Source organism: Cupriavidus sp. FW305-27 (assembly GCF_058787995.1).
In genome coordinates, this window is the sequence record NZ_JBYTAG010000040.1 from 22,453 (window position 1) to 32,942 (window position 10,490).

Sequence of the window (10,490 nt, forward strand, 5' to 3'; positions counted from 1 at the left end):
TGACAGCAGTCATGACCATCGCCACCATCATGGGAGTCAGTCATCATGTCATCGATCGTAGCCGGACGTTTCGATTCGATTGCCAGCGCCGAAGACGTGGCACGTACCCTGTTCTCGCGCGGCTTCTCCGTGTGGGACGTATCCATCATGTCGGTGGGGCCGGACAGTGCGCCGGAAAGCGGCGCGGTGGACCGCGTCATGCTGGCGGCATGCGTCAACAACGGCCTCGATTCCGTTGCCGTGGACGTGCTGCGTGAAGCCGGGGCGAGCGCACTGGAATGCGCGCAAGGCAACTGGGAATGCGGCCAGTGGACGGATTTCAATCCCGCCCGCCACGGCGAGCCCATACGCGGCGGCGAGGGTGAGTACTGGCCACGCCCGCTCGCACGCGAGGCGGTTGCCGAAGAGAGCACCGGCAACGAAGACCCGGGCAGCGAGCTTGAGCACTTCGTCGACCAGAAGCGTGCCGAGAACGACTGAGCGCCGCGTCGCCGCAGCCGACAGCGCTGAACCAGGCACGCCGCGCAGCGCGCGAGGCAACGCCGTTGCCGAACTGGCTCGCCTGCGCCCGACCCAGCTGACGCTCGGTTATGCCCACGTCAGCTACAAGATGGATGTCACGCAGCGCCACGCGAACCCGGACGACCACGCGGCGCTGCGGCGCTTCATGCGCCGCCATCGCGTCAAGACCGTGGCCGGGCCGGGCGGCAGCCTCTATATCATCGATCACCATCACTGGGCGCGGGCGTGGCTGGATCTCGGCTACGAGCAGGCACCCGTGCGCGTGCTGCATGACTTCAGCCGCCTGAGCCCGTCGGCGTTCTGGAAACGGATGCGCCGTCTCGGCCATGTCCATCCCTACGACGAGCACGGCAAGCTGCTGGGCCCGACGGCGCTGCCGCCCACTGTGCGGGGCATGCGCGACGATCCCTATCGCAGCCTGGCGGCCTTTGCGCGCGAGGCCGGGGCTTACCGCAAGCCTGGCAGCGCTGCCGGCGATTTCTCCTGGGCCGCCTTCCTGCGCGAGCGGGTGGAACAGGACCTGGGCAGCGTTGCGGGATTCGGGCTGGCGCTGGCGGAGTCGATCCGGCTGGCGCGCAGCGCCCGGGCAAGACGTTTGCCCGGCTATTGCGGCGGGCCGGCGAGGGGGAGGGTCGGGGGAAAGAAGGGCGGTGCCAGATAGCAGGTGGTGGCTGACCCTGGCAGCCCGCTTGGGCTTGCTCGCTCGCCCACGGGCGGGAGAGTGAGCAAGCTTGCCGATCAACTGTCTGACTTGTGCTTCGGCATGCCCTTGGTCTTGGTCGAAGCCATCTTGTCGAGCTCCTTCTCGCTCATCGATTTATACATCGAGCGGGAAGGTCCCTTGAGCGATCCGGCCTTCTTTTCGCCGCGCTTTGCGGAGAGCGCCGCTCCCGCGGCCTGCTGTTGCGCCTTGGATTTGGCTGGCATCTGGGTCTCCTTGCAAATGGGGGAAGGAACCGGGCGATGCGGTGGCACACGCCCGCGCTTCGTTATAGGGCGCCGGCGCGGCAGCGACAAGGGTAGCCCCGCGCTGGCGCCGCTGCGTGCGCCAGCCGGCGTGCGTTGCCCGCAGGCTGGCCGGGAACGCTAGATCCGGCCAAGCACCACGAGCAGCACCACGATCAGGACGATCAGGCCCAGGCCGCCGCTAGGCCAGTAGCCCCAGCCGGAACTGTAGGGCCAGGCCGGCAACGCGCCGATCAGCAGCAGGATAAGGATGATCAGGAGAATGGTGCCGATTCCCATGGCGTGCTCCTTGTTGTGGATCTGGCAAGCCGGGCTTCCGGACCGGGTGGCCTCGGAGAGCCAACTGCTTACAGTTCAGCCTAGATCAGGGGGCGCCGGCGTCCCCCCGGACTAGGGCTGAAATCGCTGTAGGAATCGGACGACGTTGGGGTGTCGGGCGCGCAACATGCAGGGCTGTCGTGGCGGTCACTGCGCCGCGTTCAGCACGCTGCGTTCAGCCCGTGTTCGACGGCATAGACGGCCACCTGCACGCGGCTGGCCAGGTTCAGCTTCTTCAGGATGTTCTGCACGTGGATCTTCACCGTGCTTTCCGCCACGCCCAGGTCGCGCGCGATCTCCTTGTTGCTTTCGCCGCGCGCCAGGCCCTGCACGATCTCGCGCTCGCGCGCGGTCAGCCGCGGCGCTTCGTCCTGGCGCGCCGCGGCCACCGGTGCGGGAGCGCGGAACTGGGCCACCAGCTTGGCGGTCATGCTGTCGGAGATGACCGGCTCGCCGGCCGCGGCACGGCGGATGCCGGCGATCAGCGCCTCGGTCTCGATATTCTTGATCAGGTAGCCGCGCGCACCGCCGCGCAGCGCGGCAGCCAGTTCCTCGGCTTCCTCGGACACGGTCAGCACGATCACGGCGGTCCGCGGCAGGTCTTCCACCAGCAGCTGCAGGGCCTCCAGGCCGGACAGGCCGGGCATGTTCAGGTCCAGCAGGATCACGTCGGGACGGTGCTGCTTGGCGCGCTTGATGCCTTCCACGCCGTCGGCGGCTTCGTCGACGATCTCGAAGTCGGCCTGCCGCTGCAGCAGCGCACGGATGCCGGAGCGGAACAGGGTGTGGTCGTCGATCAGCAGGATGCGGATGGTCATGGCTGGGTCTCGGTGGTCGTGGGGGCGGGGCGGGTGTCGGCGAACTCGCGGGCGCCGGAAGAGCGGCCGGCGGGCAGCACCAGTTCGATGCGCACGCCGTGGCCGGGGCGGGCCTGCACGTGCAGCTGCGCCCCCAGCCGCGCCGCGCGCTCGCGCATGATGTTCAGGCCGATATGCGCTTCGGCGCGCGTGGCGATTTCCTCCGGATCGAAGCCCTCGCCGTCGTCCTGCACCACCAGCCGGAAATCGCGGCCGTGGCTGAGCGCCACCGCCACGTGCGCCGCCATGGCGTGCTTGCGCACATTGGAGAGCGCCTCCTGCAGGATGAACAGCACCTGCAGCTGCTGCTCCGGCGCCAGCGGCCAGGCGCCGCCGCTCTCGTCAATGGCGAGCGTGGCCTCGGTGCGGCACTGGCGCCGAAAGCGGCCCACGGTCTCTTCCACCGCCGGTCGCAGCTCGCCGGTGCCGAGCCGCGAGCGGAAGTTGTTCAGCAGTTCGCGCACGTCCTGGTAGCTCTCTTCCACGCCGTGGCGCAGCATCGGCACGATCTCACGGGTCTCGGCCAGGTCGTCGCGTTCGACCGCGGCGTCGAGCAGCTGCACCTGCAGGTTCAGGTAGTTCAGGCCCTGGGCAATGCTGTCGTGCAGGCCCTGCGCCACCAGGTTGCGCTCTTCCACCACCGCCAGCTGGCGCGCGGTCGCGGACAGGCGCAGGTGTTCCAGCGCGGTGCCAAGGTGCTGGCCCAGTGTTTCCAGCATCTGGCGGTCTGACGGGGGCAGCGCGCGCGGCGTGCGGAAGTGCAGCGCGAACACGCCGGTGGCGCCGCGCTGGCTTTCGATGCGGAAGGCCGCCAGCGACTGGAAGCCGTTGCGGCTGCAGGGCGTGGCATCCCCGGCGGCGCCCTGGCGCTGCGCCGCGCGCAGGTCGACGATGGCGACCACGGCCTCGCGCGTGGCGTCGCCGCAATGGCAGGCGTTGGCCGCCGCGCAGGATTCGGATTCTGCCAGCGCGGCCGGCAGGCCGGCGGCTGCCAGCAGGTGCATCCTGCCATGGCGGCTGTCCAGCACGCGCACGCTGCCGCCATCGGCATCGAACTGGCGCATCACGCGTTCCAGGAAGCCGCGCGCCATGGCCTCGGCATCGGCGGCCTGGTTCAGGAAGGCGGCCATGTCGTAGAGCGTCTCCAGGTCGCGGTTCTGGCGTTCCAGCTCGGCGGTCTTCTGTGCCACGCGCGTCTCCAGGTCGTGGTACAGCCCCTGCAGTTCGCCGGCCATGCGGTTGAAGCCTTCGCTGAGGGTGCCGAACTCGTCGCGGCTTTCCACCGGCAGGCGCAGCGAGAACTCGCGCGCGGCCATGCGCCGCAGGCCGTCCTGCAGCCGCAGCACCGGCAGGATGATCCACAGGTAGAGCAGGTAGATCACGGCCACGGTGCCGACGCAGGCCATTGCCGCCAGCGCGATCTGCGACAAGCGCAGCCAGTCGGTCTTGCGCGCGCTGTCATGCTCGATCATGCCAACCAGGCGATCGGCCTGCGCGACGAAGCCGGGCAGTGCGGCGATATAGCTTGCCGGCGCTGCGTGCTCGCCCGTTCCGGCTACCGCCAGCGGGCGCAGACGTTGTTGCCAGCCCTGCGTGACACGGGTCATCTGGGCATGGATGGCGGGTTCGTCCGGCAGGAACAGCGGGCGCGCCGCGTCGCCTTTCCTGAGCAGGGCCAGCGTGGCGTCCAGCGCCTGCACCTGCTCGGCCAGTGCATTGTCCTGGCGCGCCTGCGCCAGCGTCAGTTCGATCGCCACGCGGTTGGCGCGCATGCGCAGGCTGCCGGCGTCATTGATGGCGGCACCCGCGCCCTCCAGCTTCCATGACAGCCACAGCGTGCCGGCAATCATGCCCAGCACCACCAGCAGCACGGCCAGCGAGAGCGAGATGATGCGGGTGGAGAGGCGGTCGCGCAGCGCCGGCAGGCCGGCGGCGCGGAAGTCCGCCGCGGCGCTGGCGGCTGGAGGATCGGTTCGGAACATGGCGGTATCGGGGGCTACCAGTCGGGGGAAGCCGGGTGGTGGCCCGGCGGCCGGCGCGTGCATGGCTGCGCGCTGGCATCGAGGGCAATTTTCCCTGCGCAGCACGCGGGGCTTCCTGCGCCAGATCAAGAAAACCCGGCTTCGGCGTCTGGCATGTGCGGCCGGCGGCGCATCGGCTTGTCATTTGCGGGGAATACCGCCCACACACCAGGCCTGTCACGTCGTGACATATCGCTCCAGCGCATGGCGCGGGGATACATCGTCGGACTTATCTGCGGTCAAATCCCCACGACCTGCCCTGGCCTAGCATCGGGTCCCAACATTGATGGGGAGAAGCAAGGCGTGAAGGCAGCCAGTTTCGACTATGAACGCGCCCCGCGCCTGGCCGTGGTGTTCGGCTGCCTGATGCCGGCGCCGTGGCTTGGTGCTGCGGCGGGAGTCTTGCTTGCCGCCGGTCCGCCCGGCGGCTTGCCGGACCGCTTTGCGCCACTGGCGCTGGTGGCGGTGCATGTGCTGGCGCTGGGCATGCTGCTGCCGGTCATGGTGGGCGCGCTGTTCCAGATGATGCCGGTGGTGGCCGGCGTGGCCGTGCCGGGTGCGGGGCTGCTTGCGCCGTTCATGGCCGCAGCCGGCGCGGGCGTGGCCACCGCCCTGGGCATTGGCCTGCTCGGCGGCGAGCCTGTGGCGATGCAGGCGGCTGCGGCCGTGGCCGTGATCCTGTTGCTGGCCGGGGCCATCCTGCTGGCTGCGGGCCGGCGCGTGGCCGCAGTGGATGCCACCACGCGCACCCTTGCCGGCATCGGCGCGCCGCTGATGGTCGCGGTGCTGTGCGGCATGGTGCTGGCCGGCGCCTTCGGCGGCTGGTGGCGCGTGCCGGTGGCGCGCTGGCTCGGCCTGCATATGGCGTGGGCGCTGGGCGGCTGGCTGGCGGCGCTAGTGACCGGCGTGGCCACCACCGTGCTGCCGATGTTCTGGCAGGTGCCACGCCTGCCGGCGGCGATCGGGCGCTGGCTGCCCATGGCGCACTGGTTGCCGCTGGCGCTGTTCAGCGCCGCGGCAATGCTGTGGCCGGATCACCGTGCGCTGGCGTATGGCGTGCTGCTCGTGTGGCTGGCGTTCGTGGCGGTGGTGGGCGCATGCGGGCTGGCCGGCACGCTGCGCGCGCGGCGGCGCCATGATCCGCTGTGGCTGCTCTGGCCGGTGGCATGCGCCAGCATGGCAGGCGCGGCGCTGCTGGGGGCGGCGGCCGTGGTGCTGCCCGCCACCGGGCTGCCGCTGGCATGGTGGGCCGGCACCATGGCGCTGGTCGGCGTGGGCGTGCTGCCGGTCACGGCCATGCTCGGCAAGATCGTGCCGTTCCTGGCCTGGCTGCACCTGCGCCGGCTGCTGCCGCCGCGCGCGCGGGTGCCGGCCATGCAGGCCATCATCGTGCCGGGCCGGCAACGGCGGCAGGCATGGCTGCTGCTGGCTGCCTACGTCCTGCTGCTGGCGGTGCCGCTGGCGCCGGCGCCGCTGGCCCGCGCTGGCGGCGTGCTGCTGGCGGGCGCCAATGCGTGGCTGGGGTGGCAACTGCTGGGAGCGTTGCGATGCATGCGGGAGATGAAGAAGCGCGGCGGATTACCGCCGCGCTCAGATTGCTGACAAAGTCTTTCCTGCTGCGGGTGTGCGGCGCCCGTTGCACTTGCCGGCCTTGCGAGTTGGCTCGCTCAGATTGCTGAAGCTGTTGCCGTCAGGCTGGTGCCAGCCCGGCGGGCTTTTCCCCCGTCAACAGATAGTGCATCAGCTCCGCCACCGGCCGGATCGCCTCGCCGAAGGGCAGCGCACCCCGGCCGCGGAAGAACAGGCCGCGCTCCACGTCGCCGCGCACGGCCTGCGCCAGCTTCAGGTCGATGCAGAACTGGCCGATGCGGGCAATGCCGTCGCGCAGCCCGCACGCCTGCAGGCAGTCGAAGCCCTCCAGGCATTCACGCGGCCTGGCGCGGCGCTGCAGCCGCGACTCGCTCGACAGGTAGCGCGACAGCCACGGCGTCAGCACGGCGCGCGCGGGCAGCCCGGCCACGCTGGTGAACTCGCGCAGGGTCTCGGGCCGCGCCGTGGCCAGCACCTGCTTGAAGGCCGGGTGGGCATCGCATTCCTCGGTCACGGCGAAGGCCGTGCCCAGCTGCACCGCGGCGGCGCCCTCGCCCAGCCAGTGGCGCACCTTGGCATGGCTGTCGATGCCGCCGGCCAGGATCAGCGGAATGCTGTCCCAGGCCAGCCCGAGCTGCGCAAACAGCTCGCGGCATTCGGCCAGCACGCGCGAAAACGAAAAGCGCGGCTCTGACAGGTCCTGGATGCTGGCCGCGCCCAGATGGCCGCCGGCATGGGCCGGATGCTCGACCACGATGGCATCGGGCAGGCGGCCCTTCTTCATCCAGCGGCGCAGCACCAGGCCGATGCCGCGCGCCTCGGACAGGATCGGGATCAGCGCCACCCTGGGGTGGCTGGCGGTCAGTTCGGGCAGGTCCAGCGGCAGGCCAGCGCCCATGACGATGGCATCGGCGCCGCTTTCACAGGATTGCCGCACCAGCGCGGCGTGCGAGCCCACCGCCTTCATCACGTTGACGGCGATCAGCCCGCGGCCCTCGGACGCCGTGCGCGCGGCACGGATCTCGCGATCCAGCGCTTCGAGGTTGGCGGCTTCGATGGCGGGCTTGTCACGGCTGCCGCGGGTGCGTTCCATCAGGTCGGGGTGGTGGTGGCGCAGGTCGATGCTGGCGATGGTGCCGACGCCGTTCTCGCGCGCGACGGCGCCGGCCAGCCGGTGGGCCGAGATGCCGATGCCCATGCCGCCCTGCACGATGGGCAGCAGGCGGCGGCCGGCCAGCTTGAGCCAGGGTTGATTCATAAAATCTCCGGAAGAGGATGGGCGCGGGGCCGGCGTGCGGCCAGCCGCGTGGATGACCGGGCAAGCGTGGCACAGCGGCACGTGCCGGCGTTTGCCGCAGGTCAAGCGCGCGGTGGTGGCCTGCCATCGGCCTACGCCGACCGGCATAGGCCGGCGCGGGCGGTGTGCGGTTGGCGTGGGTTTGCGCGCGGTCAAGCCCCTGCTGCAAGCGCTTGGCTAGCATCGGCGGCTGTCTTCATCTTCGCGCCGCCGCCGGCGCCATCACCGATGACCCCTGCCTCCCCAGCTCCATCCACCGCGGCGAACGTGCCGCGCCGGCCCCAGCTCGTTGCGCCCGCCGGTTCGCTGGCGGCCCTGCGCATGGCGCTGCAGCACGGCGCCGACGCGGTCTACCTGGGCCTGCGCGATGCCACCAACGCGCGCAACTTCGGCGGCCTGAACTTTACCGAGGCCGACATCCGCACCGGCGTGGCCGAAGCCCACGCGCGCGGCGCCGAGGTGCTGTTCGCGATCAACACCTTTGCCCAGATGGGCGCGGTGGCCCAATGGCAGCGCGCGGTCGATGCGGCGGCGGACCTTGGCGCCGACGCGGTCATCATGGCCGACGCCGGCCTGATGGACTATGCGTGCGAGCGCCATCCGGGCTTGCGCCTGCACCTGTCGGTGCAGGGTTCGGCCACGCACGCCGACGCCATCGAGCTGATGCGCGAGCGCTTCCATATCCGCCGCGTGGTGCTGCCGCGCGTGCTGTCGCTGGCGCAGATCGGCAAGCTGGCGCGCCAGACCAGCGTGGAGCTGGAGGTGTTCGGCTTCGGCAGCCTGTGCGTGATGGCCGAGGGGCGCTGCCTGCTGTCGTCCTACGCCACCGGCGACTCGCCCAACAACAAGGGCGTCTGCTCGCCCGCGCACGCGGTGCGCTGGACCGAGCAGGACGGCACCATGCAGGCGCGGCTGTCGGGCATCCTGATCGACAGCTATGCGCCGGGCGAGCCGGCCGGCTATCCCACGCTGTGCAAGGGCCGCTTCGAGGTGGAGGGCGAGCGCGGCTACGTGCTGGAAGAGCCCACCAGCCTCAATGCGCTGTCGCTGCTGCCGGCGCTGATCGACATGGGCATCGCTGCCATCAAGATCGAAGGCCGGCAGCGCAGCCCGCGCTATGTGGGCGATGTGGTCGGTGTGCTGCGCGCGGCCATCGACGCGGCCTGCGCCGATCCGGCACGCTTCGTGCCGCGGCAAGAGTGGCAGAGCACGCTGGGGCGCCATGCCGAAGGCGACCAGGTCACGCAAGGCGCCTATGACCGGCCGTGGCGGTGACACCCATGACATCGATCTGCCTTGAACCGGCCATGACGGAGCTTCCCATGCCAGAGATTGCCGCGGCCGCGATGCCGCAAACCGTAGCGATGCCCGACTTCGGCATCGCCCTGGGCCCACTGCTGTACTACTGGCCGCGCGAGGCCGTGATGCAGTTCTATGCGTCGGTCGCCGATGCGCCGGTCGACCGCGTCTATCTCGGCGAGACCGTCTGCACGCGCCGCCATGAAGTCCGCCATGCGCAATGGCTGGAGATTGCGCAAATGCTGCGCGATGCCGGCAAGGAGGTGGTGCTGTCCACGCCGGTGCTGGTGGAGTCCGACACTGACATCGCCTGGATGCGCCGCGCCTGCGCCCAGGACGACTACCTGGTCGAGGCCAACGACCTTGGCGCGGTGCGCTGCATGCAAGGGCGGCCCTTTGTCGGCGGCCCCCACCTCAATGTCTACCACGCCGATACGCTGGCGTGGCTGGCCGGGCTGGGCGCGGCCGGCTGCGTCGCGCCGGTGGAGATGGATGGCGCCACACTGGCCGCGCTGGCAGCGGCGCGCCCCACCGGCATGCGCCTGGAAGCCTTTGTCTGGGGCCGGCTGCCGCTGGCGTTCTCGGCGCGCTGCTTTACCGCGCGCCACCATCGCCTGCGCAAGGACAGTTGCGAGTTCCGCTGCATGGACTATCCCGACGGCCTGGTGGCAGCCACCGGCGAGGGGCAGGCGTTCTTCACGCTCAACGGCGTGCAGACGCAGAGCGCCACCTGCCTGGACCTGTGCGCAGAGGCGTTGGCGATGGCGCGGATGGGGGTGGGGATGCTGCGCGTGAGCCCGCATTCGTCCGGCACGCTGCAGGTGGTGCAACAGCTCGCGGCGATTCGTGCTGGTGAACAGGCACCCGCTGCCAGCGGCATCACGCCGACCGGCGCCCAGCCCTGCAACGGCTACTGGCACGGCAGCGCGGGCATCGCCTGGGAGGCCCGGGCATGAGCGCGCTGCACAAGCTGATCGCGGGCGTGCACCGGCGCATGCCCGCCCGTGCCAGGGCGCTGCCGCTGGTGGCGGCGCTGGAGCTGGCGCGCCGAGCGGGATGGCTGGAGCCACCGGCCGCACTGGACGGACACGCCTTCCTGCTGACGGTGCAGGACCTTGGGCTGGCCGTGCCGTTCCGCTGCGAAGGCGGGCGCTTTCGTGCCGCGGCAGCGGACGCCGAGGCTGAGCTGACGCTGCGCGCCTGCGCGGTCGACTACCTGCGCCTGCTGGGCGGCGAGGCCGATACCGACACGCTGTTCTTCCAGCGCCGGCTGGTGATCAGCGGCGATACCGCGCTGGGCCTGGAGGTCAAGTACTGGCTCGACGCCGCGCCGCGGCCCGCATGGGTCAGCCAGGCGGCGGCGCGGCTGGTGGCCTTGCACGGCGCCACCGTGGGGCGGGCAGGTGCGGCGTCGTAGCCGTGCCGCTCAGGCGTCGCCGTCCAGCATGAAGCGGTTGCGTCCCGCGCGCTTGGCCCGGTACATAGCGCTGTCGGCGCGGTGCAGCAGCGGCTCCAGCCGCGGCGCTTCCGGCACGGTCCAGACCGCGCCCACGCTGATGGTGACCACCGGCTGCACCGGCGTGGGGGGGGGGGGGGGGGGGGGGGGGGGGGGGGGGGGGG

General features: G+C 70.9%; 12 protein-coding genes. 6 read left to right on the forward strand and 6 right to left on the reverse strand.

All coding sequences use genetic code 11. The features are described 5' to 3' along the window. The first annotated feature begins 45 nt into the window (after nucleotides 1-45). Both AC3WRI_RS19580 and AC3WRI_RS19585 read left to right on the forward strand, forming a co-directional pair. Nucleotides 46-480: a hypothetical protein gene (locus AC3WRI_RS19580; RefSeq protein ID WP_010810656.1), complete on the forward strand. Its 435-nt coding sequence runs from the start codon at nucleotides 46-48 to the stop codon at nucleotides 478-480. Further along, the gene (locus tag AC3WRI_RS19585) at nucleotides 464-1,183 is read left to right on the forward strand and encodes a ParB-like protein (protein ID WP_492293849.1); all 720 of its coding nucleotides are present in this window, start codon (nucleotides 464-466) and stop codon (nucleotides 1,181-1,183) included. The genes AC3WRI_RS19580 and AC3WRI_RS19585 overlap by 17 nt, the downstream gene beginning before the upstream one ends. Nucleotides 1,184-1,260: 77 nt before the next feature. Here AC3WRI_RS19585 and AC3WRI_RS19590 read toward each other — a convergent pair whose 3' ends face one another. The 4 genes from AC3WRI_RS19590 to AC3WRI_RS19605 all read right to left on the reverse strand — a co-directional run bounded on the left by AC3WRI_RS19590 (nucleotide 1,261) and on the right by AC3WRI_RS19605 (nucleotide 4,645). After that, entirely contained in the window at nucleotides 1,261-1,449 is a 189-nt protein-coding gene (locus tag AC3WRI_RS19590) for a DUF3008 family protein (protein WP_010810654.1), read from the reverse strand. Nucleotides 1,450-1,608: 159 nt separating this feature from the next. Next, complete coding sequence (locus AC3WRI_RS19595; RefSeq protein ID WP_010810653.1) at nucleotides 1,609-1,767, reverse strand: DUF3309 family protein; 159 nt, start codon at nucleotides 1,765-1,767, stop codon at nucleotides 1,609-1,611. Nucleotides 1,768-1,967: 200 nt separating this feature from the next. Continuing rightward, nucleotides 1,968-2,624: a response regulator gene (locus tag AC3WRI_RS19600; protein WP_010810652.1), complete on the reverse strand. Its 657-nt coding sequence runs from the start codon at nucleotides 2,622-2,624 to the stop codon at nucleotides 1,968-1,970. Further along, on the reverse strand, nucleotides 2,621-4,645 hold the full coding sequence (locus AC3WRI_RS19605) for a type IV pili methyl-accepting chemotaxis transducer N-terminal domain-containing protein (protein WP_058697357.1): 2,025 nt from the start codon (nucleotides 4,643-4,645) through the stop codon (nucleotides 2,621-2,623). Before AC3WRI_RS19605 ends, AC3WRI_RS19600 begins: the two co-directional genes overlap by 4 nt. Nucleotides 4,646-4,987: 342 nt before the next feature. Here AC3WRI_RS19605 and AC3WRI_RS19610 point away from each other — a divergent pair, with 342 nt between their 5' ends. After that, complete coding sequence (locus tag AC3WRI_RS19610) at nucleotides 4,988-6,286, forward strand: hypothetical protein (protein WP_439669410.1); 1,299 nt, start codon at nucleotides 4,988-4,990, stop codon at nucleotides 6,284-6,286. Nucleotides 6,287-6,374: 88 nt separating this feature from the next. Here AC3WRI_RS19610 and AC3WRI_RS19615 read toward each other — a convergent pair whose 3' ends face one another. Next, nucleotides 6,375-7,532 (reverse strand): NAD(P)H-dependent flavin oxidoreductase, encoded by a 1,158-nt coding sequence (locus tag AC3WRI_RS19615; protein ID WP_010810649.1) that lies wholly within the window; start codon nucleotides 7,530-7,532, stop codon nucleotides 6,375-6,377. A gap of 267 nt (nucleotides 7,533-7,799) precedes the next feature. On the opposite strand from AC3WRI_RS19615, the gene ubiU reads away from it, so the two are divergent. From ubiU to ubiT, 3 genes are read left to right on the forward strand one after another with little or no spacing between them, the layout of a single operon-like run. Further along, on the forward strand, nucleotides 7,800-8,846 hold the full coding sequence (ubiU, locus tag AC3WRI_RS19620) for a ubiquinone anaerobic biosynthesis protein UbiU (RefSeq protein WP_174549461.1): 1,047 nt from the start codon (nucleotides 7,800-7,802) through the stop codon (nucleotides 8,844-8,846). 47 nt (nucleotides 8,847-8,893) lie between these two features. Beyond that, nucleotides 8,894-9,826 (forward strand): U32 family peptidase, encoded by a 933-nt coding sequence (locus AC3WRI_RS19625; protein WP_143010686.1) that lies wholly within the window; start codon nucleotides 8,894-8,896, stop codon nucleotides 9,824-9,826. Then, nucleotides 9,823-10,287, forward strand: a complete 465-nt coding sequence (gene ubiT / locus AC3WRI_RS19630) for a ubiquinone anaerobic biosynthesis accessory factor UbiT (protein ID WP_011617792.1) — start codon at nucleotides 9,823-9,825, stop codon at nucleotides 10,285-10,287. Before AC3WRI_RS19625 ends, ubiT begins: the two co-directional genes overlap by 4 nt. Nucleotides 10,288-10,296: 9 nt before the next feature. Here ubiT and AC3WRI_RS19635 read toward each other — a convergent pair. Next, the coding region (locus AC3WRI_RS19635) for a diguanylate cyclase domain-containing protein (protein WP_492293851.1) at nucleotides 10,297-10,490 on the reverse strand (194 nt) is incomplete at its 5' end.

What these genes read in the sequence shown, in the direction of transcription:
- AC3WRI_RS19580 (WP_010810656.1), top strand. Translation starts at nt 46, where the DNA reads ATGTCATCGATCGTAGCCGGACGTTTCGATTCGATTGCCAGCGCCGAA.
- AC3WRI_RS19590 (WP_010810654.1), bottom strand. Translation starts at nt 1,449, where the DNA reads ATGCCAGCCAAATCCAAGGCGCAACAGCAGGCCGCGGGAGCGGCGCTC.
- AC3WRI_RS19595 (WP_010810653.1), bottom strand. Translation starts at nt 1,767, where the DNA reads ATGGGAATCGGCACCATTCTCCTGATCATCCTTATCCTGCTGCTGATC.
- AC3WRI_RS19600 (WP_010810652.1), bottom strand. Translation starts at nt 2,624, where the DNA reads ATGACCATCCGCATCCTGCTGATCGACGACCACACCCTGTTCCGCTCC.
- AC3WRI_RS19605 (WP_058697357.1), bottom strand. Translation starts at nt 4,645, where the DNA reads ATGTTCCGAACCGATCCTCCAGCCGCCAGCGCCGCGGCGGACTTCCGC.
- AC3WRI_RS19615 (WP_010810649.1), bottom strand. Translation starts at nt 7,532, where the DNA reads ATGAATCAACCCTGGCTCAAGCTGGCCGGCCGCCGCCTGCTGCCCATC.
- ubiU (WP_174549461.1), top strand. Translation starts at nt 7,800, where the DNA reads ATGACCCCTGCCTCCCCAGCTCCATCCACCGCGGCGAACGTGCCGCGC.
- AC3WRI_RS19625 (WP_143010686.1), top strand. Translation starts at nt 8,894, where the DNA reads ATGCCAGAGATTGCCGCGGCCGCGATGCCGCAAACCGTAGCGATGCCC.
- ubiT (WP_011617792.1), top strand. Translation starts at nt 9,823, where the DNA reads ATGAGCGCGCTGCACAAGCTGATCGCGGGCGTGCACCGGCGCATGCCC.